The following is a 23,502-nucleotide window of genomic DNA, read 5'->3' on the forward strand; positions in this document are numbered from 1 at the left end:
AGGCCGGCGCTATGGCGAACGAGCTTCCCCTCGGCCTGAAGGCCACCGTCACCGTCCCGGGCTCCTCGGCGAACCTCGGGCCCGGCTTCGACACCCTCGGCTTGGCCTTGGGCATCTACGACACCGTCGAGGTGGAGGTCACCGCCTCCGGCCTCGAGATCGACATCTTCGGTGAGGGCGCCGACGAGCTGCCCCGCGACTCGTCCCACCTCGTGGTCAAAGCGATCCGCTCCACGCTGAAAGCCGCCGACGTCTTAGCGCCCGGGCTGAAAGTCACCTGCACCAACGCTATTCCGCAGTCGCGCGGGCTGGGATCTTCCGCCTCCGCTGCCGTCGCCGGCGTCGTGGCCGCGAACACCCTGGCGGGGTCCCCGCTTGATACCGAGACGGTGGTGCAACTGGCGTCGGCCTTCGAGGGCCACCCCGACAACGCCGCCGCCTCCGTGCTCGGCGGGGCCGTGGTGTCCTGGACCGATGTGCCTGTCGACGGCGTTTCCCACCCCTCCTACCGGGCGGTGGGCATCGACGTGCACCCCTCGATCCGCGCGACCGCCCTCGTGCCCGACTTCCACGCCTCCACCAACGCGGTGCGCAAGGTGCTGCCCAGCCACGTCACGCATACCGACGCCCGCTTCAACGTTTCGCGCACGGCCGTGATGACGGTGGCTATCCAGCACCACCCGGAGCTGCTGTGGGAAGGCACGCGCGACCGGCTGCACCAGCCGTACCGCGCCGACGTGCTGCCGGTGACCTCGGAGTGGGTCAACCATCTGCGCAACCGCGGTTACGCCGCTTTCCTGTCGGGCGCGGGCCCGACCGCGCTGGTGCTGAGTACCGAGCCGGTGCCGGGGAAGATCCTCGACGCCGCCCGCGAGGCCGGGCTGCGCGTGATCGACTTGGACATCGCCGGGCCTGCCACGGCTGAATTAACCCGGGGCTGAGTCGCTTCGGTAGCGCTGCAGCCCGCCGCGCAGGCTGGCGAGGCCGCGCACGCCGCGCGCCTCGAGCGCGGCGACGGCCTGCGCCGAACGCGCCCCGCGCGCGCAGACGACCACCGCGCCGTTCTCCGCCTCCGCTGGGGTGCGCCCGGCGAGAATCTCGTCGAGGGGGACGTTGACGGCGCCTTCGAGGTGGGAGCGGGCGAACTCCTCCGGGGTGCGCACGTCGATGACTGTGGCGCCGGGGGCGGGGGCGTCGACTTCGGCCGGGCCGTGGGGTGGGGCGTCGACAAGCACGCGGCGCGTGACTTCGGCGTCGGCGAGGACGGGGACGAACTCCCAGTTCATGGTGAGCGAATCGAGGTAGGCAAGGCGACCGAAAAGCGGCTCGCCGAGGCCCGTGATGATTTTGACGGCCTCCATCGCCATTGCGGAGCCGACCATGCCGACCAGCGGGCCGAGCACCCCGGCCTGGGCGCAGGAGGGCACGCTGCCCGGCGGGGGCGGGGCGGGAAAGAGGTCCTCGTAGACCGGGCCGCGGCCGGCCCAGAAAACGGAGAGCTGCGCCTCGTGGCCGAGGATCGAGGCCCAGACGTGCGGGATGTCCAGGCGCGCGGCGGCGTGGCTAGCTACGTGGCGGGCGTCGAAATTGTCGGAACCGTCGAGCACCACGTCCGCGCCGCGGAGCAGATCGAGCGCGTTTTCCCAGGTGAGGCGCTGCGCAACAGCGTTGACGCGAACCTGCGGGTTGAGCTGCGTCATCCGTTGCTTTGCTGAGCCCGCCTTGGATTTTCCAAGCGTGGACGTGGAGTGGATGACCTGGCGGTGCAGGTTTGTCACATCGACGGTGTCGTCGTCGATGACGGTGATGGTGCCGACGCCCGCGGCGGCGAGGTAGAGCAGGGCAGGCGAACCCAGACCCCCGGCCCCGAGCACCGCCACATGCGCCGCGGCCAGCTTTTCCTGTGCGGCGGGGCCGATGAGCGCGACCTGGCGCTCGTAGCGGCTACTCAATGCCCACCCACTGCGTGGTGCCGTCCGCGAGGTTCTGCTCCTTCCAGATGGGCACCTCGGCCTTGACGCGGTCGGCGATTTCCGCGCACGCCGTGAACGCTTCACGACGGTGCGCCCCGGCCACCAACACCACAAACGCCATCTCACCGATCGGCACTAGCCCGGTGCGGTGGGCGGCGAAAACGCGCACGGGGTGGGCACCCGCGACCTCGCCCGCGACGCGCTCGAGCTCGGCGGCAGCGCTCGGGTGGGCCTCGTAGCTTAAGGCGGCGACTACCGCGCCGCCGTCGTGGTTGCGCACCACCCCCTCGAAGCGCACGAGGGCGCCCATCGCCTCGGTCATGGTGGCGGCCGCGGCGGCGTCGAGAAGCTGCTCAAGGGGCTGCTCCGTGATGGCTGTTCCCGTGACCTGCGAGGTTTGGGCGGCGACAAAGTCGGGGTCGTTAGGTGTGGTCACGGCTGCCCTCCGTGAGCTCAAGGATGTGGTCGATAAGCGGGTCGAGCACCGCGCAGCCGTCCTTGACGCCGCCGCGGGAGCCGGGCAGCGTCATCACGAAGGTGCGCCCGGTGATACCCGCGACCGCGCGGGAGAGCACGGCGGTCGGGGTGGTCTCCAGGCCCCTCGCCCAGAAGGCGGAGACGATGCCGGGCAACTGCTTGTCCAGCAGTGGCTCGACAATCTCGACGGTGAGGTCGTCTGCCGTGATGCCCGTGCCCCCGGAGGTCAGCAGGACCGCAGGCTGCGCGGCCAAGGCCTCGTGTACGGCCTGGGCGATGCCCGCGTCGGGCACGATCACCGCGTCCGGGGTGTCAAATCCCCGGGAGCGCAGGAACTCGACGGCGTACGCGCCCGAGGTGTCCTCGTAGGTGCCCGCGGCGGCGCGGGTGGAGGCGACGATCACTGAAGCTTTTCGCATAGCGGTGACCACTCTACAGCGGGTAGACGCGCGCGAGGTCCCCGGCTGACAGCGTCGCACCCGCGGGCACCCGGATCAGGCACTGCGCCGGCGCCGCCTGGGCCAGCAGGTGGGACCCGGCTCCGCCGACGGGGGTGGCGCGGCCGTTGTCGAAGCGGCCCCTGAAAAACTGCGCGCGCCCCTCGATGCCGGTGACGGACTCAGCGAGCGGCACGAGGACAGGCTCGGGGGCATGGCCGAGCACGGGCGCGACATAGAGACGGAAGCTGACCAGCGTGGACACCGGGTTGCCGGGCAGGCTGATCACGGGCACGCCGCGGAAGGTGGACAGCCCCTGCGGCCCGCCGGGCTGCTGGTCCACGTGGCCGTACCAGCCGTCGGTGAACACCTGGCGTACCACCTCGAACTTCCCGTGGCTGATGCCGCCCGAGGTGACCACGGCGTCCGGGGCGAAGCGCTCAACCGCCTCCTCCACGGCACGGTTGAGCGCCGCCGGGTCGTCGTCGGTGCTGATTCGTCCCGCCACCGCGATGCCGTGGCGCTGGGCGAGCAGCTCGATGAGCGGACCGTTGGTGTCGCGCACGGACGCCGCGCCCACCCTTGACCCCGGCGCGCCGACCTCCGCGCCGCCGGTGATGATGAGGATGCGCGCCTGGCGGACCACCTCGACGGCCTCGATGCCCTGGGCGACGAGCGCCCCGTAGAGCGCCGCGGTGACCTCGGCGCCGGCGCGAGCGAGCACCTCGCCCGCACCGATGTCCGAGCCCGCCCGGCGGCAGAACTGGCCCGCCGACGCCTGCGGCAGCCCGACCTGCTCGCCCTCGGCCACGAACTCGGCGGGAGAGCAGCGCTCGACGGGAACCACGGCGAGCGTACCCGCGGGCAGCCGCGCGCCTGTCATGATCGGGGCGGCGAGCGCGCCCAAGCCAACGGGGTAGAGGGAGGCAGGGTCGGTGCCCGCCGGGATGGTGGGGCCGGACGTCGCTAAGCGGGGCTCGAGCGAGGCGACCGCGTAGCCGTCCATCTGCGAATTGTCGAAGCCGGGCTGATCCTCGCGCGCGTGAACATCGGCGGCGAGCCGCGCCCGCAGGCGCGCTGCCTCCGCTACATTCATCGGCGCGGCGGGGCGCAGCGGGAACAGAGCGCGGATGGCCGCAGCGTGCTGCTCGGGCGTTCTACTCATGGCTTAAGCGTAAACATGCTGCCCTAGGATGGGCCCATGCGTATCCACTACTTCGCCGCCGCCCGCGCCGCCGCCGGGGTCCGCGAGGAGGAGGTCGGGCAGTTCCCCACCCTCGGGCACCTGCTTGACGACGCCACCTCCCGCCACACCGGCACCACCGATTCGGGCCTGAGCCTGGCGGATATTGTGCAGCGCTGCACTTTCCTCGTCGACGGCGCCCGCGCCGGGCGGGACCGGTCGCTGGAGGGCGCCACGCGAGTCGATGTGCTGCCACCGTTTGCGGGGGGTTAGGTGGGAGAAGCAAACGAGGTAGACCCGCGCGTTGACATGCGGCTTCTTCCTGGGGCAGCGCGATTCGCGCGGTGAAAAACTCAAGGCTAAGAATCCCCCGATTCGGCCTCCGCGGGCGGATTCTTCCCCTTTGATTCCATGTCCTGTGCACGCCAGATGTGCAGGAAGTGGCGTAAGCGTGTTCTGTTGATGCGCTGGCGTCAAACGTGTGAACTGTCCTAGATTCCTTCTTCCACGGAAGCGCAACGATACATGGGTTGGTCCGGCACCGACCTCAACGCCGGAGCGTGCGAACAGGGAAAATCAGGACCGCGGCGGCTGGCACGTGGACGCCGACCCACGCCCCCGGTTCGAGCGCGTGAGCTTCGTTACGCCCTGTGGGGCACACGAGAACTCCGTCTCCGGCGTCGAGTTCGACGTCCACTCCGCCCGAGGCCGTCGGGGTCAGAGAGACCACCCGTGCCCGCAAATCGCTGCTGGCCGGGTCCGTCAGGCGCACGTCGGTAGGGGAGAAGACGGCCACCACCGCCCCGCCGTCTTCGCTAACTGGCGCGGCCGTCGCCCGCAGGGGGCCACACGGCGTGTGCGCGACGACCGGCTGTCCGGGACCGGCACCGCTTATCAGGGTGACGGGCAGGAGGTTGCGCCCAGCCAGGCGCGCGGAAAACGCGGTGCTCGGGGCGCGCAGCTCCTCGTCCGTGGGTCGCAGCGCAACGACGTCTCCCCGCTCCATCACCGCGGTGTGCTGGGAAAGCGCGGCGATGTCGAGGGGGTTGTGCGTGACCACGATGGCGGTGCGGCCGGAAGCGGTTGCGCGCAGGATGTGGTGCCAGCGGCGGGCGGAGTGGACGTCGATGGCGGCGAGGGGCTCGTCGAGAAGCAGGACGCGGGGGCGCGCAGCTAGTGCCCGGACGAGGGCCACCTGGGCAGCCTGGCCGCCAGAAAGGGCGCGCACGGGGACGTCGGCAAGCTCGGCAAGCCCGGCGGCGTCAAGCAGCGAACGCGCCGCGCTTACCTCGCCGATCACCATCGCCACCGCCTTCAGCGGGGTGGAGGTGGGCGGCAGTCCGGGGGTTTGGGTGAGCATGACCACCCCGCGCCGGTGGGCGGGCAGGCCGTCGACGCGGCGCCCAGCGATGTGGACCTCCGGGCCCGTGAGCCGCCCGGCGATCTGGCCCAGCAAGGTTGTCTTGCCCGAGCCGTTCGGGCCGATTAGCGCCGTGGTCGTCCCGGCCGGGAAGGTGGCGCCGCCGACCGAGACCTCCGGCCCGTCGCCCGCAGGGCGGCAAAGGGGCTCCAGTGCGGCGGCGTCGATCGAGCCCGTCACTCGCGGGCGCGGCGCAGGCCCGCGGCCCGACAGAGCAGACGGAACGAGGGCGAGGGCGAGCGTGGCAACCGCCAGGCCTGTCAGCACCGCGGCCAGCGCGTATGCGAGCGGCTGGTCGATCTCTCGGGCGATGTAGATACCCAGCGGCATCGTGCGCGTCACCCCCGGCAGGGAGCCGGCGAAGGTCAGCGTGGTACCGAACTCGCCCAGCGAGCGCGCGCACGCCAGCCCCGCGGCGGAGACGAGCGCCGGGGCGACGGCGGGCAGGATGATGCGCAGCATCGCCCGGGACGGGGAGATGCCCACCCCGGCGGCGGAATCGAGGACCTCACCGTCGAGCTGGCGCAGCGCGGAGTCAAGGGTGATCACCACGAAAGGCAGCGCCACGAAGACGTGCGAGGCCACCACCCCGGAAAACGCGAAGGCGAACTGGACCCCGAGCAGGTCAAGGACTGGGGCGGCGAGGCCGCGGCGCCCAATGAGGGCTGTCAGCGCCAGGCCCGCGACCACCGGGGGCAGGGCGAGCGGGACCAGGACGAGCAGGCGCGCAACCTGCGCCCCGCGGCGCAGGTTGCGCATCCACAGAGCCAGCGGCGTGCCGATGAGCACTGTGATCAAGCAGGAAAGCAAAGAGGAGGCCACGGTAACGCGCAAAAGTTGTGCCGTCTCCTCCGCGGCGAGGACGGTGCCGATCCGGCCCCACGGCACCCGCGTGCCCAGTGCGGCAACCGGTGCGAGGATGGTGGCCAGGGCAACCACACCCAGCACGCGCACGGCCGCGGGGGTGGGGCGCGGGGCCGGGTACGGCGGTCTTGCGGTTGCCTGGGGCGGGCCGGTCACTGGTGCCTACTCCGCCGGGGTGAAGCCGTGGCGGGCCCAGACCTTTGCCATCTCCTCGCCGCTGAGCGTATCCAGCAGCCGCTCGGCCTCGTCTCGTTGTTGCGTACCTGTGGTCACGGCGGCGACCAGCGAGTTCGGGTATTCCTCGGCGTGGGGGATTTCGATGACCTCGACGGCGTCGCCTGCGGCCGCGGCGTCGGTGCGGTAGACGAAGCCTGCGTCTGCCTCCCCCGAAACGACCTTGCCCAGCGTGTCCGCCACGTTGTGCTCGAGCGACACTGGGGCCAGGGCCAGCCCGTTGGCCTCCGCGAGCTGGCCGGTCACCGCGCCGCAGGGCACCTGGGCATCGCAGGTGACTAGGTGGACGTCCTCGCGCTGCACGTCCTCGACCCGGGTGATGCCGGCGGGGTTGCCCCGGGGCACGACGAGAACCATCGAGTTGGTGGCCAGCACGCGGGGATTGTCGGCCACGCCGTCGGCGACGGCGGTGTCCATGGTTTTCTGGTCGGCGGTGATGAGGAGATCGCCGGGGGAGCCGTCGCGAAGCTGCTGGACCAGGTCGGAGGAGCCCGCGTTGACGAAGGTCAGTGTGTTGGGGGAGAGGCGCTGGATGTCCTCGTTGAGCACGCGTGTCGACGCCGCCCCGAGGACCACCAGCCCGTCGGGCTCGCCCTGCCCGGTCGGGCCGGACGGTGAGCAGCCGGCAAGCGCGGCGGCGGCGAGCAGCGCGGCGGCAGCACGGATCACACGCATGGTTTCCTCCTGTGGGTCGGTTCTGTGGTGAACGTTACCTGGTGCAGACGGCGGTCACGGCTTTCAGTCCCCGAGGTCGACCTCACCGAGTTCCAACAGATCGTCGGGGGTGTCGAAGTCGCGCTCCCGGCCGTCGCCGTCGACGAGCGCGACGCAGCCCGCGGCGCGCAGCAGCTTCATTGCCGGCGCGTTGCGCGCGCTGACGGACTCCAGCGCGACGAGCAGGCTGCTGCGCCGCCACAGGGCACACAGTGGCTGCACGGTGCCGTCGGCGGAGACGATCGCGGCGCAGTCGCGGCAGCCCAGGGCCGCAGATAGCGCGGGAAGCAGGCCGGGCGAGTGCGGGGCGTCCACCGCCACGACGGCCACAAACGGGGTGTCCAGGGCGCGCGCCCCGGCCGCGATGCCCGCCACCGGGCCGCCGTAGGGCGGGTCCTCGCTGACCGTCGGCACCCCCAGGTCCTCCGGGGAGACGACGATGACGGGGTGAGCGGCGGGGAGGGCGTCGAGAAGCTTGTCGACGAGCCGCCTGCCCCCCACCCTGACCTGGGCCTTGTCCGTGCCCATGCGCGTCGAGCGGCCCCCGGCGAGGACGATCACCCCGATCTCTGCGGGGCTAGGGCAGCTCACGCGACCAGTCCCCAGAGCGCCCACCCGATTTTGCGGTAATGCCCATCCTCCGAATGTAGGCGCTGCGGTCGACGCCTTTGACCATGTCCACCACGCTCAGCGCGGCGACGCTGACGGCGGTAAGCGCCTCCATCTCCACACCAGTGCGATCCGCGGTACGCACAGTGGCTGAAATGAAAAGGTGGTCCTCGCGCAACTCCAGGTCAACCGAGCACCCATGGACGCCGATCGTGTGTGCCAAAGGCAACAGCTCCGGAACCCGCTTCGCTGCACTAATCCCCGCGACCCGGGCCACAGCGAAAACGTCGCCTTTGGGCACAGTGCCCTCACGAAGCGCCGAGATTACCTCAGGCGAACAGGCGACCTCGCCCTGGGCGCTAGCCTCACGCACCGTCGGCTGCTTCGCTGTGACATCGACCATGTAGGCCTCGCCGGAGGAGTTCAGGTGGGTAAATTGCATTGCGTTTCCTCTAAGTATTCAACTACGGGTCAGGTAGACCTTAAGGCTTTCAGGCACCGCGTTGGAAGCCATCGCCTCCGGGTCTAAAACAACATAGCCATCTATATTGCCCAAAGCCCCGACATCGCTTGCCGAGTGCACATTGGCCGAAAAAGGGGTCGCGGTGGGTTGCTCTCCGGAAAAGTCCAAGCGCACGGGCACGACCCGAGGCACAGCGCTTCGCGAAGGCCGAAAACCCTCGCCGGTGCGCGCGGTGATCACGGGGAAAGGAGCCGATAGGCCCCGGAAAGAAGCGAGCAGGGGCACGATATAGAGGTGGAAAGACACGTAGGCGGCAACCGGGTTGCCCGGCAAACACACCACGGGAGTCCCACCCCACAGCGCCACTCCCTGCGGACCGCCGGGGCGCTGCGCCACCTCGCCGAACCAGGCGCCGTCAGTGGGCTCCAACACCTCGCGCACTACATCAAAAGCCCCGGCGCTGATACCGCCGGTAGTTAGGACCAGATCACACTCGCGCGCGGCGTGATCAAGAAGCGAAGCGAAAAAGGCAGGGTTATCGCCAGAGCGCAACCGCTCAACTGAAGCCGCACCGTTTTGTTCACAAAGCGCGGCAATCATCGGCTGATTCGAATCACTGAGCTGGCCTTCTGCCGGCACCAATGGCCAGGCCACCAACTCATCACCAGTGGAGACCACAGCCACTCGGGGCCGCGCCCACACATCAACATGGCGCACACCAGCGGAGATCAAGGCGGCAAGCAGTCCCGCGTCGACAAGCGAGCCGGCTGGGGCAGCAACAGAACCGACAGCGAGGGAACTGCCCGCCTGGCGCACGTGGCTGCGCGCCGGGTCAACACGGATAATCCTCACCGTCGCTGGCAGCGGCTGCGGGCCGCGCGCAACATTGGTCTGCTCGACCGGCACCACCACGATATCTTCGCCCTCAGGCACGGGCGCACCCGTCATCACCCGCACCGCAGCGCCGACAGGGCACGCGAGCGCAGCCGCACCCGCCGCAACATCACCGACAACCGGAAAAGTCCACGGGCCGGGACCGACCAGCGACGCCGCATGCACCGCAAAGCCATCCATCGCAGAATTGGCAAAAGGCGGCACAGGCCGGGCAGTCACAGCATCGGCAGCAAGCACTAAGCCGCGAGCCGTTTCCACCGCCACCTTTTCAACTTCAACCCGGCGCGACGCGGCGAGTCCCTGCACCCTTTCAAGGTGTTGCCCGATGGTGGGCCGTGACATCTTTTAGCCCCCGATCTCACTCATCGTACGCTCCGGCTGAAGGAAACCTTCATCATCAATGCCGTGGCCCGGTTTCTTCAACCACATCGCCTCAGCCCACGCACGGGCAAGCTCCTCATCAGTGGCGCCGTCGCGCATCATGTCGCGCAGCGAAACTTCATCGGCCGCAGCAGAGAACAGACACGACCTAATAGCCCCATCCGTGGTCAAACGGGTGCGATCACACGCACCACAGAAGGGGTGGGTCACACTGGCAATGATGCCAACTTGGCCCTCCAGGGTGCCATCGGTTACATCCCACAGCGCCGCAGGCGCAGAGCCACGAGGCTCAGCAGCCGGACGAAGACTAAACTCCTGACGCAACCGCTCCACCAGCATTTCTGCAGTGACCATACCTGTACGCGTCCATTGGCCCTTCGGGCCCAGAGGCATCTGCTCAATGAAACGTAGCTGCAGCCCGCGGCTCAAACTAAAACGCAAGAGGTCACACACCCCGTCAAAGTTCACCCCAGGCATAACCACCGAATTGACCTTAATGGGGCTCAGACCCGCTTCAAGGGCAGCATCGATACCACGCAAAACGTCGCCCAACCTGTCGCGGCGGGTTAAGGCGGCAAAAGAGTTACGGTCCACAGAATCTAGCGAAATGTTGATGCGCTCCAAACCAGCTTCGGCCAACGCCGCGGCACGCTTATCTAAGCCCAAAGCATTCGTGGTGATCGCAGTGCGCGGGGCGCGCCCCTCGTCGGTTCGCAGCGTCATGGTTTCGGCGATGATGTCCTCCAAGGACTTGCGCATCAGCGGCTCGCCGCCCGTAAAACGAACCGCCCGGATACCGAGCCTTTCCACACCAATACCAATCAAGCGGAGCACCTCAGTGCGGTTTAGGGTGTGCTCGGTCGGCAACCACTCCAGACCATCAGGAGGCATGCAGTACGTGCAGCGCAAATTGCAGCGGTCCGTCAGGCTAACGCGCAGGTCGCGCGCGATGCGCCCGTACTGGTCGACGAGTTGAAGAGGTGCAAAGGTGGACATAATGCGCCCATTGTACGAGTGGGGCCAAATCAGCCCCTTCCGGCAACGGATTTAAGGGCTATGGGAAAAACCGCTGTCCCGGCGCGCGGCTGCCTCATCACCTCCGTGTGACGTCGGATTGCCGCGTGAGCGGTTGCCCGGCCCGGGCAGCGCGATGATGTCGAACTCGTCGTTGGCCAGGTGCTTGCGCAAGTCCTTTTTGTCGAACTTACCCACCGAAGTCTTGTCGATCGAAGTGACAAACGTCCAGTATTCCGGCGCCATCCACGTCGGTAAAGCGCCGGACAAGCCTTCGCGCAGCCGGGCGGCAGTATCTGCAGTGGGCTCGATACCGCCGTGCAAAACCGTCACCGCCAAAGGCCGCTCGCCCCACTTTTTGTCCGGGTAGCCAATTACTGCACATTCAACGACATCTGGGGCTTCCATAATTAGGTTTTCCACCTGGGCAGAGTAGATCCACTCCCCGCCGGAGCGGATAACGTCGCGGGCACGGTCATAGAGCGTCATGAAACCGTCGTTGGTCACCGTGCCCACATCACCGGTGCGCAGCCAACCATCCGCCGTGAAAAACTCGCGCACATCCGTGACTTCCTCACCCCGGAAAGAACTGGCAATCTCGCCTGGCTCCTGAGTGGGTGAGTGGTAATAAGACGCCGCAACCATGTTGCCGCGCACTTGAATTTCGCCTTCCGTGCGGTCTGTCGAAGCCATCACTTCGCCTTCGTGAACAACGCGGTACTCCAACCAGGGGGCGAAACGACCTTGGGAAATTCGGTAGGCCCAGCGCGCTTCACCGGAAACCCCCGAGGGGGGCCGGGCGATGGAGCCTACTGTCGACGTCTCCGTCATCCCCCAAACGTGAACCACGTCCACGCCGTAGCGTTCCTCCCACACCTTGATCAGCGCAGGCGGGGCAGGGGAACCTCCCACATAAATCTCCGTCAGGCTCATGCGCTCCGGCGGATTATTCAGGTAGTGCACCATCAGTTGGATCCACAACGTGGGCACACCGTGGGCAACGCGGGGGTGCGTTGCGGCGATCAGCCGCGCCAAAGTAGGCGCAGACATATCTGAATCTGGCAGCACCAACGGGGCGCCGACGAGGAAAGCTGCGAAAGGCACACCCCAGCTCAACACGTGATAGACGGGAATACAGCACAGGAAGGACTCACCGTGAGACACCGCCAGCGAGTCCGTGGAGCGCAAACTCATCGCCTCAAGCCAAATAGAGCGGTGAGAATAGGCCACACCTTTCGGCGCGCCCGTGGTGGCGGTGGAATACACCAGCGCGGCAGCGGTATTTTCGGGCAGCTCCGGCCAGTTGTAGGTGGTGGAGCGGCCGTCGAGAAGCATCTCGTAGCGCTTGATCTCCACCCCGGGAGGGAACGTGGCGTCGGCAGGCACAGGCTGCAAACCTGTAAAAACAACGGCGCGCACCGCGGGGCACCGCGCAACAATCGCGCTTAAGCGCACCGCCAGGCGCGGATCGGCCACGATCACCTCAGCTTCTGAATGGTTGATCACGTAGGCCACTTGATCCTCCATGAGCTGCACATTCAGCGGGGTAAACACTGCGCCTTTCGACGCCACCGCGAACATCACCTCAAGGTGCTCTGCGCAGTTATACATGAAGGTGGCTACCCGCTGATCCGAGTCGATCCCCAAATCGTCGTGGAGAGCATGGGCAAGCGCAGCGGCGCGCGCACCGATAGCCGCGAAGTTTGACTCCTCCGCCTCACCCGCGCGCCACGTCGTCACCTTCGTCGTCGCATGAACGGACTCGCCGTGAGAGAGAATGCGGCCGACGGAAAAAGGCACTTCCTGCATGGTCGAGAGCATGCGTTCCACTCTAGCGCGACGCGCGAGGCAGTCCCGACAACTACAAAATTTTAAACATGGGTTACAATAGCGCGCGGGAGTCCAAACGTGTCAGGTTCGCATGACGTCGGCATGGCGCCGCGACAGCACGACAGGTCTCTTTTTGGACAACCCGCACCACAGCCCGGAGGGGACAAATCCCACCGAAGGGCCCGCGGGCAGGTGTTTCACCCCACGATCGGCTCTACACCGCACTCCACGCCCCTTGCGTTCTCAGCAGAAGCCGCAAAACGGGATCGTGCGACGGTGGGTTCCGCAGCAGGGGAGGCAGACGCAAGCGCTCCCCGAAGGGGTAACACTGACACATAAATTGCACACGAACGCTTCCGGCACGGTTTCGCACTGAGACAAAATCACAGTGCCCCGAACCCCAACCAGGGAAGAAGCCGCCACGCACCGCCGGTAAAGCGACGAAAGGACATCCGTGACCGAATCGGGCACCAACGCGCAGGGGCAAAACCTCGCTGCGCTCAAGATCCCAGAACTGCGTAAAATCGCCGCGGAGAAAGGCATCAAAGGCCTGTCTGGACTCCGCAAAGGCGAATTGATCGAAGCGATCAACACCGGGGTCGCACCGCGCCGAGGTGCGGCCACCCCCACCGGCCGCACCTCCTCCCACGAGGCCGCGGCCGATCCCGCCACCAGCACAGGCGAGTCGGGGCGACAAGCCGAGGCCCCAGCGGGCGAGCAGCCCCGCCGCCGCGCCACCCGCCGCCGCGGGGCACCCGCCGCCGATTACGCACCTGCCGCACATGCACGCGATGAGGCGAACCGCGGCGATAACGCCGATAACGCCGATAACGGCACCCCCGCCGGCAAGGCAGATAATGTTGAGCACTCCGGAGTGGAGGATCAGCAACGCTACGAATCGCGCTCTGCTGCCCGCCGCGCGCGCCGAAACCGCGCTCGCCAAAACCACGACGACAACGACCAGCGCGACAACGACCAGCGCGACAACGACCAGCGCGATAACGACCAGCGCGATAACAAAGACAACCCCGAGGACACCGGCGGCTTCGATAAGGACGCTCACCGCAGCAACCGCAGTCAGCGTGACAACCGGGAAGATCGTGACAACCGTGGGGGCAAGGGCGGGCGCAACAACCGCGACGAGCTAGACGGCGGTGGCCGCCGCGGACGTCGGGGGCGGCGCAACCGCAACCGCAATCGTGGTGACAACAGCACCAGCACCGGCACAGATAACGGTGGAAACGCTGGAAATAACCAGGACTTCGACCCGTCTGAACTGCAGGAAGTCGCCGGCATCATTGATGTGGTGGACAATAACTCCGCGTTTATCCGCACAACCGGCTACCGCCAAAACCAAGCGGACGTTTTTGTTAACAACAAGTTGGTTCGCCACAATGGCCTGCGCTCCGGCGACGCCGTGATTGGTCAGGTTCGCGCCAACGGCCAGGGCCACTCCCACGGCAACGGCCGCAACCGCCAGCGCTACAACCAGCTAGTGCGCGTCGATACGGTCAACGGGATGAGCCCGGAGGAGGCGAAGCAGCGCAAGGAGTTCCACAAACTCACTCCGCTGTATCCGAACAAGCGCTTGCGCCTGGAGACGGAGCCGAACATCTTGACCACCCGTGTCATCGATCTGGTGATGCCGATTGGCAAGGGGCAGCGCGCCCTCATCGTCTCTCCTCCGAAGGCCGGTAAGACAACGATCTTGCAAAACATCGCTAATGCGATTGCGACGAATAATCCGGAGTGCTACCTCATGGTCGTGCTTGTCGACGAGCGTCCCGAGGAAGTCACCGACATGCAGCGCAGCGTCAAAGGTGAGGTCATCGCTTCGACCTTCGACCGCCCGCCGAGTGAGCACACCGCTGTGGCGGAGCTGGCCATTGAACGAGCGAAGCGTCTTGTGGAGATGGGCCAAGACGTGGTGGTCTTGCTCGATTCCATTACCCGATTGGGCCGCGCCTACAACAACTCCTCGCCGGCTTCCGGCCGTATCCTCTCCGGCGGTGTGGACTCTAATGCGCTGTACCCACCGAAGCGTTTCTTGGGTGCGGCCCGCAACATCGAGGAGGGCGGTTCGTTGACGATCATCGCGACCGCCATGGTGGAGACTGGTTCTGCCGGTGACACTGTCATTTTCGAGGAGTTCAAGGGCACGGGCAACGCTGAGCTCAAACTGGACCGGAAGATCGCCGAGCGTCGTGTGTTCCCGGCGGTCGATGTTAACCCTTCCGGCACGCGCAAGGATGAGCTTTTGATGAGCCCGGAGGAAGCCCGCGTGATGCATAAGCTGCGCCGTATCCTCTCGGCGCTTGACCCGCAGCAGTCGATTGACATGCTGATCAAGCAGTTGAAGAAGACGAAGAGCAACGGGGAATTCCTCATGGGCGTGGCTAACTCCGCCCCGATGGCGGCGGCTGAGAACGAAGAGGAGTACAGCTAATGGCCACACCTTCTCAGTCGGGCTCGCATGTCTCGCTTGTCGACGACTACGTGTCCGAATACCAGGGCATCCAGGCGCAGATGGGTGATCCGGAAATCGCCGGCGACCAGGAGCAGTTCCGCAAGTTGTCGAAGCGCTACGCGCAGTTGCAGCCGATCATCAAAGTCAACGACGCGCTTGTCCAGGCCCGGGAGGACTACGAGGCCGCGTCTGAGATGGCCAGCGAGGATAAGGAGTTCGCGGAAGAAGCGACCCGCCTCGAAGGTGAGATTGTGCGCCTGGAGGAGGAGCTGGCTGATCTGCTTGCGCCGCGCGACGAGCACGACGGTGATGACATCATCATGGAAATCAAGGCTGGTGCTGGTGGTGAAGAAGCCGCACTTTTCGCCGCCGATTTGGCTCGCATGTACCAGAAGTATTGTGAAAAACACGATCTTGTTTGGGGCGTGTTGGATCTCGCGGAGTCCGATCTTGGCGGGGCAAAGGACATGACTGTGTCTGTCAAGTCGAAGAACCCTTCGCGTGATGGTGCGTGGAGCAAGCTGAAGTTTGAAGGAGGCGTTCACCGCGTCCAGCGCGTCCCCGTCACGGAGTCCCAGGGACGCATCCAGACCTCCGCGGCTGGTGTATTGGTCTACCCGGAACCTGAGGAGATTGGGTCTGTAAACATCGACGAGAAGGATCTGCGAGTCGACGTCTACCGATCCTCCGGCAAGGGCGGGCAGGGCGTCAACACCACGGATTCGGCCGTGCGTATCACCCACCTGCCCACAAATATCGTCGTGACTTGCCAAAACGAGCGTTCCCAGATTCAGAACCGAGCGCGTGCTATGCAGGTGCTGCAGGCCCGCCTGGATCAGTTGGAAAGGGACAAGGCGGATGCCGAGGCGGCGGAGGGCCGCGCCTCCCAGGTGCGCACAATGGACCGCTCCGAGCGCATCCGTACCTATAACTGGCCGGAGAACCGCATTTCCGACCACCGCATCAACTACAAGGCGAACAACCTTGATTCGGTACTCGACGGCAACATGGACGAGTTGATCGCAGCTCTCCAAGACCACGAGCGCCAGGAACGCCTTGAAGCGGAATAATCTGCGCGAAATGATCGCCCGCGCCGCCGAGGAATTGGCTGGTGCGGGCGTTGCCACGCCTGAGGTCGACGCCCGTCTCATCGCCGCGTGGCTTCTCGACGTCCCCCCGACCCAGCTCATCTTCGCTAAGCCCTCCCCAACTTTTGCAGATGACTACGTTTCAGCAATTGCCCGGCGGGCGCAGCGCGAACCGTTGCAACACATCACGGGTCGAGCTGCGTTCGGCCCCTTGGAGCTGCGAGTCGGGCCCGGGGTGTTTATCCCGCGGCCTGAAACGGAGGTGTTGGGGCAGTGGGCGGTTGAGGCTATAGAAGATGTGGCTGAACCTGTGGTCGTGGACTTGGGCACGGGCACGGGGGCATTGGCGTTGTTTATTGCGCACCATCGTCCTGACGCGCACGTTACCGCTGTGGAACTTTCAGCTAAGGCGCGCGCCTACGCGGAGGACAACGTCCGCGCCCACGGTGCGCGGCTGACTGTGGTGGCGGGGGACATGACGGATCCGGGGCTGTTGGCTCAGTTGCGCGGAACAGTAGATCTGGTTGTTTCTAACCCGCCGTATGTGCCCGAAGACCCCAATTTGTCCGCAGAGGTGTATTTCGACCCGAGTGAGGCTGTTTTTTCTGGAGGCGACGGAATGGATGCTATCCGTGGGCTCGTACCGGTGGCGGCTGGCCTTTTAAAACCTGGCGGCGCGATCGGCATTGAGCATGATGACACCACGTCGGGGGCAGTTCGTGAGGTGCTTCTAGCCGACGCCCGCTTTACCGCCGTGCAGGCTGTCAAGGACTTAGCCGACCGGGATCGGTTTGTCACCGCGAGTAAAGTGGAAGGCTGATCGTAGTGTGCCGCCAACTGAAGGAGAGCTATGTCGAGGCCGAGCCAGATTTACAACTGTCTGGATCCTGAGGGGCGTCAAGCCGGCCTGTCTGCGGCAGTCGAGGCTGTGCGCGCCGGGCAATGCGTGGTCATGCCCACCGATACTGTTTACGGCATTGGTGCTGATGCCTTCAACAATGACGCCATCGCGAGGCTTTTGGCCACCAAAAGGCGTGGCCCCGATATGCCCGTGCCGGTCCTTGTTGGTTCCTGGCTCACAGTGCAAGGACTCGTGCGTGAAATGACCGACACCGCTCAGACCCTCATCGAGGCGTTCTGGCCGGGGGGATTGTCTATTATCATGCCGGAGGCTCCGAGTTTGCCGTGGAACCTGGGAGATACGCGGGGCACGGTGCTGCTGCGGATGCCTAATCAGCCCCTTGCCCTTGAGCTTTTGCGTGAGGTGGGCCCGATGGGTGTCTCTAGCGCGAACCTGACCGGCCACGAGCCGCCGACTACCGCCATTGGGGCGAAGCAGCAGTTCGGTGATGCCATTTCCGTCTACCTCGATGGGGGAGTCTCGGAGGTGGGCGAACCCTCAACCATCATCGACATCTCGCGGCCCACGCCGGTCATTTTGCGGCACGGCGCCACCAGCGCCGAACACATCGGTGAAGTTCTCAACCTTGACCCTGAGGCACTGCGGAGGAAGTAGATGTCGGGCGCTGGAGTCCCGCTGCGCGAATTAGGCCTTGTTCTGCTCGTCGCCGCCGCTATTACATACATCGCTACAGGTGTCGTGCGCTCCCTCTTGGTGCGTACGGGCCGTGTAGCGGAGATCCGCCAGCGCGATGTGCATACCCAGCCCACGCCCTCGGTGGGTGGGTTGGCAATGTTTAGCGGTTTTGCCTCCGCTTACTTTCTTGCCCAACAGTTGCCTGCGCTGACCCGCGGTTTCGCTCCGGTCACCCCAGAGATGGATGCCGTGCTCGCCGGGGCTTTTGCCATCGTTGTCATTGGTGTGATGGATGATCTCTACGAGCTGGGGGCGGTGACAAAACTCATTGGGCAATTTGTCGCTGCGGTGTTGATGAGCCTGCTGGGCTTGGTGTTCACCGTTTTCTACGTCCCCGTTGACGGGGGCACTACGCTTATTTTGGACCATATCCAAGGGGTTACTGCGAGCGCGATTTTCACGGTGATGCTCATTAACGCCATCAATTTTGTCGACGGCATTGATGGGCTCGCTGCTGGACTCGGCATGATTGCGGGCACCGCCATCTTGGTTTTCTCGCTCACGGTACTCCATGATCAGGGCGGGGCAGTCTCGGCGTACCCCCCGGCGATCATCTGCGCAGCATTGGTGGGCATTTGTGCTGGGTTTTTACCGCACAACTTTGAGCCGGCGCGGATTTTCATGGGGGATTCCGGGGCGATGCTTATTGGCCTTTTGCTGGCGGCGGCGTCGGTGTCTGCCTCCGGAAAGATTAACCTCGCGCTTTATGGGGCTGCCGACTTCGTGGCTTTAATGAGCCCGATTGTCGTCGTAGCCGCCGCCATTTCCTTTCCGATTGTGGATCTGGTGTGGGCCGTTGTGCGCCGCACGGCCAGGGGGCAAAGCCCCTTTGTTGCCGACGCCGGCCACATCCATCACCGTTTGTTGCGCCTAGGACACACGCACCGGCGAACGGTGTTGGTGTTGTATATGTGGGTGTGCGCAGTCGCTTTCGGGGCTGTGAGCTTTTCTGTCGTTCCCCTTGAGTGGGCGGTGGGATTGACGGCTGCAGCGGTGTGCGGTGCTGTGGTTTTGACGGCTGTGCCGCTCATCCGGGGTAAAATTGGTCCCCGCGGTCTACACCCTGACGGTGCCGCTATCGGAGAGTAATCGTGAGCGGAGGAGACGACATGCCGGCCGATGGTGAGGCGTTTTCGGACGTTGTGGTAATTGGTGCCGGGCAGGCTGGATTGTCGGCTGCTTACCATTTACGCCACCGCGGTTTCGTGCCCTTTGCTCAGGCCCGCAATGGTGAGCGCAGCTTCCTCATCGTGGATAAAAACCCTGCCCCTGGCGGGGCCTGGCAGCACCGCTGGGACAGTCTGACCATGGAAACGGTTAACGGCATTTTCGACCTGCCGGGCATGAAGTTAGAAGCGCCAGCTCCGACGGAGCGTTCAAACGTGGCGGTGCCAGATTACTTCGCCCGCTTTGAGGAAAAATTTGATCTGCACGTTCAACGGCCTGTGACGGTGCGTGAGGTCACGCGAGATTCTTCTGAGCCCTCCTTGCGTGAGGATGGCCGCTTGCACGTCCATCTTGACGACGGACGCCGGTTCACCGCCGACTTTGTCATCAACGCCACCGGCACCTGGGACCAACCCCATTGGCCGATGTACCCCGGCCAGCACAGCTTCAAAGGCAAGCAGCTCCACACCCGCGATTACGTCAGGGCGGAGGATTTCGCCGGGCAGCGGGTGGTGGTAGTCGGTGGCGGAATTTCAGCCACGCAACTGCTCAACGAGATTTCTAAGGTCACCGAGACGTTCTGGGTCAGCCGGACCGAACCGGTCTGGGAGGAGCTGGGCAGTGATCGCCTTGCGCGGGGAGTGGAGGAAGTCGCAAAGAGAACCCGTCTGGGGCTGGCACCGAAAAGCGTCGTCAGCGCTACGGGGATGGGGCGCCAGCAGTGGGTTATCGAGGCTGAAAAGCGCGGCGTACTGAAGTGGCACCCGATGTTTAGTGCTGTGGTTCCCGAGGGAGTGAAAATGCCCGACGGGTCAGTGGAGTTAGCCGACGTGATTTTGTGGGCGACAGGTTTCCGCCCGTCGATTCGCCACCTTTCTGCGCTGCGCCTGCGCACTAAACATGGAGGCATGCGCGTGGACCAGTCGCGCAGCCTGGATGAGCCACGCTTGTTCATGATCGGCTACGGGCCCTCGCAGTCCACCGTCGGCGCGAACCGGGCGGGCCGAGAGGCCGTGGTGGCGATTACGCAAACACCTTTGTAAGTGGGGTGCTGCCGTTGATGAACCCGACTAGGCGACGCATCTGCACCCCGGCGCTTTTACAGCAGGCGTGACATTGTTTGAATTAGCTGTGGGATGCTGCACTCGGGGATCGGTTGGCCTCGAAGTAAGCGGTGTTGGGTGAAGGTATCGCACTCGTGAGTCCTTGCAGTCGATAGCACAGGGCGCGACTTCGCCATGTGTGCCGGTTTTTGCCACTGTGAGAGCCCTCGTCCTTGGCGGGCGTGCTGCAATCTGGTATGGAGATGGCGAGGTCTCAAGCGATTGTGGTGGGTGGAGACCAGGGCGCGTGAAAAAAATTTATTGACGAATCACCAACAAAGGCGTACAAAGGGGAACACGGGAGCGTTGATGCACAACCCAAGCGAAAACGCCCCGGTGGATACACGAGAAATAAGAAGCGAGAGTGATGAGGAGAATGAAGATGAAGAGTATCGCACACACCGTCGTTCGTACCGCTAGCGCCGTCGCCGTTGCCGGAGGGTTGACCTTCGCCGGTGCTGGCCTCGCAAACGCCGAAGACGAGCCGACCAACGCAGAGCTGCGCGAGCAGTACTCCGACGTGCTCTACCAGTACTACGGCGTCTAAGACACAGACCAGAGATTTTCTTGAAGGCCCCATCCCACGCGCGGAAAGCCTGCCGGCGTTAGAGGAAACGCTGGTTCCGCAGCTAGGATGGGGCCTTGTGAACTCTCAGTCATCTCAGCCCGAGTCAGCCCGTATGTCAGATTCGACGGGAGGTGGCAAGGCAGCGTCGGCAAGCAATAGCGATCTCGTGGTCGCGGATGCGACCAACTTCGATGACCCGCGGCGCCCCCTTGTGCGGGCCCTTCAACTCGGCGGATGGATCCTTGTTGCCTTCACGATTGTGTCGCTGATTGTGTGGGGCAAAGTTGGCGGATTGCCTGGACTGTGGGCTGTTGTGATGGGGGCACTGATCGGCGGGGGTTTTGTTTTGTTGACCGCAGCAAGCGTTCTCGCAACCTCGGGATCAACACCAGCGACAACAATGGCGATCGTGCTCGGCGGTTGGCTCATCAAAATGGTGGTCCTTATTATCATCCTTTTATTCATCCGCAACCGCGATTTCTATGACCACACCGCCTTCGCGGTGACTACCATCGTGGCTTTGATTGTGGTGCTCTCTGCCGAAGCCTGGGGAATTTTGACCTCGCGTGTGTCCTACGTCGGAAGCTGAAAATGCGGGCTCAGGGGGCCGCGGGCTAAGGGGGCCAAGGTGTGACAAAGCCCATTCGTTCAATCGGTTTGCCCAGGTTGGTTTGCTCGGCAGCTAGCTAAGAGCTGCTGCAACGGGTGAAAAATCGGCTATCAAGCGGCGCTTAAGCGTACACAGGCAAGAAAAAATGGCCCCCTTTTCAGGGAGCCATTTTTAAGTACGCGGCGCGATTTACTGCTTGATGCCGGAGCCGTCGATCGAAATCACGATTTGCTCGGAGATCAGCACGCCGCCGGATCCCATCGGAGCCTGGAAATCGATGCCGAAGTCCTTACGGTTGATCTTGGTGGAAGCCTCGAAACCGATACGGGTTGCACCGAAGGGGTCCTCGTCCACGCCGAAGATTTCGACGTCCAAGGTAACCGGCTTGGTGACACCCTTGATGGTCAGATCGCCGCTGACGGTGCCGGATGTGCCTTCGACGCTGAAGCCGGTCGATTCAAAGGTCATCTCGGGGAACTCGTCGACAGCAAAGAAATCGGCGCCGCGGACGTGACCGTCACGGTCAGCGTTGTTGGTGTTAACCGAGCCAGTCTTGATGACGGCGGAGGCGTGGGACTTGCTGGGGTCTTCCGCGTCGACGATTACCTTTGCGTCGAACTCCTCGAACTTACCGCGAACTTTGGTGACCATAGCGTGGCGCGCGGTGAAGCCGATGTTGGTGTGAGCCGGATCGATAACCCAGGTACCTGCGAATTCCTGCATGATGAAAGTCCTTTTCTAATTGGCTGATTCAGTGCAATGTCAACAATACACCATCTTGATGACTTGTCAACAAGGTCAGTGGGCTCTAGTTTGACACACCTTTCGACACCGAAAGGAAAATCCGAGCTAAAGGCCCGCCCCCAAGCCTAATGTGACACGTTTAATACCGCCCTGCGGCACCGCAAAACCCCAGTACAGCGGCGCTTTGGGGGGAAACGGGCCGCCCCCACGCGGACGAATGTGCCGCGAAAGCCCCCTAAAGCCCCCAAGATGCCACAGACCTGTTAGGCTATCCGCTGGGTTTGCTTGAGGTAGATATAGGCCTGCTTGAAGGTTGGCGTTGAACTGCCTGAAGAAACATCCCCTGCTTCGCGGTCGCTGATGTGCGACGGAGTCCGCCGCGGATGCAGTGTTTTGAAGACGTCCATCGCACCGCGTCCGCCTTGCGGGTGCGGCCCGAGAACGGGAGAGAACGCTGAGCGTTACAACTTTGGCCGAGGGCATGAAGGGTACCTTCCACGCGCCCGCACTTGGTCCAGAATTTTTCCCGGGGCATACGTATGGCCAGATCGTTGGTGAAGACTTCGCTAACGGGTGGTTCGCACTGGACCGCATCATGATTGTCCGGCTTTTTGTGGCGGCGATTTTGGTGCTCCTTTTTGCTATAGCGTTTAGGAAACCGCAGTTGGTCCCTAAAGGCATGCAAAACCTGGCGGAGATGGGTGTGGACTTTGTCCGCATTCACATCGCAGAAGACACGTTGGGAAAGAAGGACGGCAAGCGATTCCTGCCGGTAATCGCGACAATCTTCTTCACGATCTTGTTTATGAACGCCGCAACGATCATTCCGGGGCTTAACATCTCACCAAGTTCGCGCATCGGCCTGCCGATCGTGCTTGCAGGTGTTGCCTACATCGCGATGATCTACGCCGGTGTTCAGCGCTACGGCGCGAGCTATTTCAAGCACTCGGTCGTGATTCCTGGGCTGCCGCCCCTCCTTCACCTTTTGGTGATCCCGATCGAGATCTTCTCGACGTTCATTCTCCGCCCGGTCACGCTGGCGCTTCGTCTCATGGCGAACTTCCTGGCTGGCCACATCATTCTTGTCCTGCTGTACTCTGCCACGAACTTCTTCTTCTGGCAGCTCAACGCCTGGACCGGATTGAGTGGTCTGACCCTCGTCGCAGCGCTGCTGTTCACCCTGTACGAGTTGATTATCATCTTCCTGCAGGCGTACATCTTCGCCCTTCTAACGGCGGTGTACATCGAGCTGTCGCTACACGCTGATGCGCACTAGCGAGCCGCGAAACAATCAGGCCAAACTACATACCCCACATATTTCGTCACTCGCCCGCCACAACCACAGAAATCGGCGGGCACCAAGAAAGGGAACGACTTTCACATGAACGACATCATCCTCGCCCAGGCAAACGAAACCGTCACCGCCTTCGACGGCCTGCAGTCCATCGGCTACGGCATTGCCACCATCGGCCCGGGCATCGGCATCGGTATGCTGGTCGGCAAGACCGTCGAGGGTATGGCACGCCAGCCGGAGATGGCCGGCCAGCTCCGCACCACCATGTTCCTGGGTATCGCCTTCGTTGAGGCACTTGCCCTGATCGGCCTCGTTGCCGGCTTCCTGTTCTAAAAAACCAGCGCACACACGTAAACCTTTTAGATCAGGAG

At 64.2% G+C, this 23,502-nt stretch carries 24 protein-coding genes; 12 read left to right on the forward strand and 12 right to left on the reverse strand.

Translation table 11 applies throughout. The features are described 5' to 3' along the window. Positions 1-11 precede the first annotated feature (11 nt). Positions 12-941: a homoserine kinase gene (gene thrB, locus VLL26_RS02475; protein ID WP_342319547.1), complete on the forward strand. Its 930-nt coding sequence runs from the start codon at positions 12-14 to the stop codon at positions 939-941. Here thrB and VLL26_RS02480 read toward each other — a convergent pair. Genes VLL26_RS02480 through VLL26_RS02495 form a run of 4 tightly spaced genes read right to left on the reverse strand, consistent with a single transcriptional unit; the run spans position 927 to position 4,052 of the window. Next, complete coding sequence (locus tag VLL26_RS02480; protein WP_342319548.1) at positions 927-1,952, reverse strand: ThiF family adenylyltransferase; 1,026 nt, start codon at positions 1,950-1,952, stop codon at positions 927-929. The two genes, thrB and VLL26_RS02480, sit on opposite strands and share 15 nt — an antisense overlap. Beyond that, positions 1,945-2,409 (reverse strand): molybdenum cofactor biosynthesis protein MoaE, encoded by a 465-nt coding sequence (locus VLL26_RS02485; protein ID WP_342319549.1) that lies wholly within the window; start codon positions 2,407-2,409, stop codon positions 1,945-1,947. The genes VLL26_RS02480 and VLL26_RS02485 overlap by 8 nt, the downstream gene beginning before the upstream one ends. Further along, positions 2,396-2,869: a MogA/MoaB family molybdenum cofactor biosynthesis protein gene (locus VLL26_RS02490; RefSeq protein WP_342319550.1), complete on the reverse strand. Its 474-nt coding sequence runs from the start codon at positions 2,867-2,869 to the stop codon at positions 2,396-2,398. Before VLL26_RS02490 ends, VLL26_RS02485 begins: the two co-directional genes overlap by 14 nt. Positions 2,870-2,882: 13 nt before the next feature. Continuing rightward, positions 2,883-4,052, reverse strand: a complete 1,170-nt coding sequence (locus VLL26_RS02495) for a molybdopterin molybdotransferase MoeA (protein ID WP_342319551.1) — start codon at positions 4,050-4,052, stop codon at positions 2,883-2,885. Between the two features lie 36 nt (positions 4,053-4,088). Here VLL26_RS02495 and VLL26_RS02500 point away from each other — a divergent pair, with 36 nt between their 5' ends. Beyond that, on the forward strand, positions 4,089-4,343 hold the full coding sequence (locus tag VLL26_RS02500) for a MoaD/ThiS family protein (protein WP_342319552.1): 255 nt from the start codon (positions 4,089-4,091) through the stop codon (positions 4,341-4,343). A gap of 274 nt (positions 4,344-4,617) precedes the next feature. Here the strand turns inward: VLL26_RS02500 and VLL26_RS02505 are convergent, their stop codons facing one another. The 7 genes from VLL26_RS02505 to VLL26_RS02535 all read right to left on the reverse strand — a co-directional run bounded on the left by VLL26_RS02505 (position 4,618) and on the right by VLL26_RS02535 (position 12,484). Continuing rightward, entirely contained in the window at positions 4,618-6,444 is a 1,827-nt protein-coding gene (locus VLL26_RS02505) for an ATP-binding cassette domain-containing protein (protein ID WP_342319553.1), read from the reverse strand. Positions 6,445-6,516: 72 nt separating this feature from the next. Next, positions 6,517-7,263: a molybdate ABC transporter substrate-binding protein gene (gene modA / locus VLL26_RS02510; RefSeq protein ID WP_425292284.1), complete on the reverse strand. Its 747-nt coding sequence runs from the start codon at positions 7,261-7,263 to the stop codon at positions 6,517-6,519. Between the two features lie 63 nt (positions 7,264-7,326). Continuing rightward, entirely contained in the window at positions 7,327-7,869 is a 543-nt protein-coding gene (mobA, locus tag VLL26_RS02515; RefSeq protein WP_342320128.1) for a molybdenum cofactor guanylyltransferase, read from the reverse strand. Positions 7,870-7,879: 10 nt separating this feature from the next. After that, on the reverse strand, positions 7,880-8,353 hold the full coding sequence (gene moaC, locus VLL26_RS02520) for a cyclic pyranopterin monophosphate synthase MoaC (RefSeq protein ID WP_342319555.1): 474 nt from the start codon (positions 8,351-8,353) through the stop codon (positions 7,880-7,882). A gap of 18 nt (positions 8,354-8,371) precedes the next feature. Next, positions 8,372-9,610 (reverse strand): molybdopterin molybdotransferase MoeA, encoded by a 1,239-nt coding sequence (locus VLL26_RS02525; protein WP_342319556.1) that lies wholly within the window; start codon positions 9,608-9,610, stop codon positions 8,372-8,374. Between the two features lie 3 nt (positions 9,611-9,613). Then, positions 9,614-10,645, reverse strand: a complete 1,032-nt coding sequence (gene moaA / locus VLL26_RS02530) for a GTP 3',8-cyclase MoaA (RefSeq protein ID WP_342319557.1) — start codon at positions 10,643-10,645, stop codon at positions 9,614-9,616. Between the two features lie 51 nt (positions 10,646-10,696). After that, a complete protein-coding gene (locus VLL26_RS02535; RefSeq protein ID WP_342319558.1) occupies positions 10,697-12,484 on the reverse strand; it encodes a long-chain fatty-acid--CoA ligase in 1,788 nt (595 codons plus the stop codon). Between the two features lie 463 nt (positions 12,485-12,947). Here VLL26_RS02535 and rho point away from each other — a divergent pair, with 463 nt between their 5' ends. From rho to VLL26_RS02575, 8 genes are all read left to right on the forward strand, one after another. After that, complete coding sequence (gene rho, locus VLL26_RS02540) at positions 12,948-14,939, forward strand: transcription termination factor Rho (RefSeq protein ID WP_342319559.1); 1,992 nt, start codon at positions 12,948-12,950, stop codon at positions 14,937-14,939. Then, positions 14,939-16,030 (forward strand): peptide chain release factor 1, encoded by a 1,092-nt coding sequence (gene prfA, locus VLL26_RS02545; protein WP_342319560.1) that lies wholly within the window; start codon positions 14,939-14,941, stop codon positions 16,028-16,030. Before rho ends, prfA begins: the two co-directional genes overlap by 1 nt. Continuing rightward, a complete protein-coding gene (gene prmC / locus VLL26_RS02550; protein WP_342319561.1) occupies positions 16,017-16,868 on the forward strand; it encodes a peptide chain release factor N(5)-glutamine methyltransferase in 852 nt (283 codons plus the stop codon). Before prfA ends, prmC begins: the two co-directional genes overlap by 14 nt. Before the next feature lie 30 nt (positions 16,869-16,898). After that, positions 16,899-17,564, forward strand: coding sequence for an L-threonylcarbamoyladenylate synthase (locus VLL26_RS02555; RefSeq protein ID WP_342319562.1), 666 nt, complete (start codon positions 16,899-16,901; stop codon positions 17,562-17,564). Beyond that, complete coding sequence (locus tag VLL26_RS02560; RefSeq protein WP_342319563.1) at positions 17,565-18,734, forward strand: MraY family glycosyltransferase; 1,170 nt, start codon at positions 17,565-17,567, stop codon at positions 18,732-18,734. 20 nt (positions 18,735-18,754) lie between these two features. Next, positions 18,755-19,855, forward strand: coding sequence for an FAD-dependent oxidoreductase (locus VLL26_RS02565; protein ID WP_342319564.1), 1,101 nt, complete (start codon positions 18,755-18,757; stop codon positions 19,853-19,855). Positions 19,856-20,297: 442 nt separating this feature from the next. Beyond that, the gene (locus VLL26_RS02570) at positions 20,298-20,462 is read left to right on the forward strand and encodes a hypothetical protein (RefSeq protein ID WP_342319565.1); all 165 of its coding nucleotides are present in this window, start codon (positions 20,298-20,300) and stop codon (positions 20,460-20,462) included. Between the two features lie 133 nt (positions 20,463-20,595). Further along, positions 20,596-21,072, forward strand: coding sequence for a hypothetical protein (locus tag VLL26_RS02575; RefSeq protein WP_342320129.1), 477 nt, complete (start codon positions 20,596-20,598; stop codon positions 21,070-21,072). Between the two features lie 210 nt (positions 21,073-21,282). Here the strand turns inward: VLL26_RS02575 and VLL26_RS02580 are convergent, their stop codons facing one another. Further along, complete coding sequence (locus VLL26_RS02580; protein ID WP_342319566.1) at positions 21,283-21,816, reverse strand: YceI family protein; 534 nt, start codon at positions 21,814-21,816, stop codon at positions 21,283-21,285. 502 nt (positions 21,817-22,318) lie between these two features. Between VLL26_RS02580 and atpB the strand changes: the two genes are divergently transcribed. After that, the gene (gene atpB / locus VLL26_RS02585; RefSeq protein ID WP_342320131.1) at positions 22,319-23,113 is read left to right on the forward strand and encodes a F0F1 ATP synthase subunit A; all 795 of its coding nucleotides are present in this window, start codon (positions 22,319-22,321) and stop codon (positions 23,111-23,113) included. Positions 23,114-23,218: 105 nt separating this feature from the next. Further along, a complete protein-coding gene (locus VLL26_RS02590; protein ID WP_038589976.1) occupies positions 23,219-23,464 on the forward strand; it encodes an ATP synthase F0 subunit C in 246 nt (81 codons plus the stop codon). The last annotated feature ends 38 nt before the right edge of the window (positions 23,465-23,502 follow it).

Source organism: Corynebacterium sp. BD556 (assembly GCF_038452275.1).
GTDB lineage: Bacteria > Actinomycetota > Actinomycetes > Mycobacteriales > Mycobacteriaceae > Corynebacterium > Corynebacterium mayonis.

What these genes read in the sequence shown, in the direction of transcription:
- VLL26_RS02565 (WP_342319564.1), top strand. Translation starts at nt 18,755, where the DNA reads ATGCCGGCCGATGGTGAGGCGTTTTCGGACGTTGTGGTAATTGGTGCC.
- VLL26_RS02525 (WP_342319556.1), bottom strand. Translation starts at nt 9,610, where the DNA reads ATGTCACGGCCCACCATCGGGCAACACCTTGAAAGGGTGCAGGGACTC.
- VLL26_RS02500 (WP_342319552.1), top strand. Translation starts at nt 4,089, where the DNA reads ATGCGTATCCACTACTTCGCCGCCGCCCGCGCCGCCGCCGGGGTCCGC.
- VLL26_RS02580 (WP_342319566.1), bottom strand. Translation starts at nt 21,816, where the DNA reads ATGCAGGAATTCGCAGGTACCTGGGTTATCGATCCGGCTCACACCAAC.
- VLL26_RS02555 (WP_342319562.1), top strand. Translation starts at nt 16,899, where the DNA reads ATGTCGAGGCCGAGCCAGATTTACAACTGTCTGGATCCTGAGGGGCGT.
- moaA (WP_342319557.1), bottom strand. Translation starts at nt 10,645, where the DNA reads ATGTCCACCTTTGCACCTCTTCAACTCGTCGACCAGTACGGGCGCATC.
- VLL26_RS02560 (WP_342319563.1), top strand. Translation starts at nt 17,565, where the DNA reads ATGTCGGGCGCTGGAGTCCCGCTGCGCGAATTAGGCCTTGTTCTGCTC.
- moaC (WP_342319555.1), bottom strand. Translation starts at nt 8,353, where the DNA reads ATGCAATTTACCCACCTGAACTCCTCCGGCGAGGCCTACATGGTCGAT.
- VLL26_RS02490 (WP_342319550.1), bottom strand. Translation starts at nt 2,869, where the DNA reads ATGCGAAAAGCTTCAGTGATCGTCGCCTCCACCCGCGCCGCCGCGGGC.
- thrB (WP_342319547.1), top strand. Translation starts at nt 12, where the DNA reads ATGGCGAACGAGCTTCCCCTCGGCCTGAAGGCCACCGTCACCGTCCCG.
- VLL26_RS02590 (WP_038589976.1), top strand. Translation starts at nt 23,219, where the DNA reads ATGAACGACATCATCCTCGCCCAGGCAAACGAAACCGTCACCGCCTTC.
- VLL26_RS02575 (WP_342320129.1), top strand. Translation starts at nt 20,596, where the DNA reads ATGTCAGATTCGACGGGAGGTGGCAAGGCAGCGTCGGCAAGCAATAGC.
- prfA (WP_342319560.1), top strand. Translation starts at nt 14,939, where the DNA reads ATGGCCACACCTTCTCAGTCGGGCTCGCATGTCTCGCTTGTCGACGAC.
- VLL26_RS02495 (WP_342319551.1), bottom strand. Translation starts at nt 4,052, where the DNA reads ATGAGTAGAACGCCCGAGCAGCACGCTGCGGCCATCCGCGCTCTGTTC.
- atpB (WP_342320131.1), top strand. Translation starts at nt 22,319, where the DNA reads ATGAAGGGTACCTTCCACGCGCCCGCACTTGGTCCAGAATTTTTCCCG.
- modA (WP_425292284.1), bottom strand. Translation starts at nt 7,263, where the DNA reads ATGCGTGTGATCCGTGCTGCCGCCGCGCTGCTCGCCGCCGCCGCGCTT.
- VLL26_RS02570 (WP_342319565.1), top strand. Translation starts at nt 20,298, where the DNA reads ATGAAGAGTATCGCACACACCGTCGTTCGTACCGCTAGCGCCGTCGCC.
- VLL26_RS02535 (WP_342319558.1), bottom strand. Translation starts at nt 12,484, where the DNA reads ATGCTCTCGACCATGCAGGAAGTGCCTTTTTCCGTCGGCCGCATTCTC.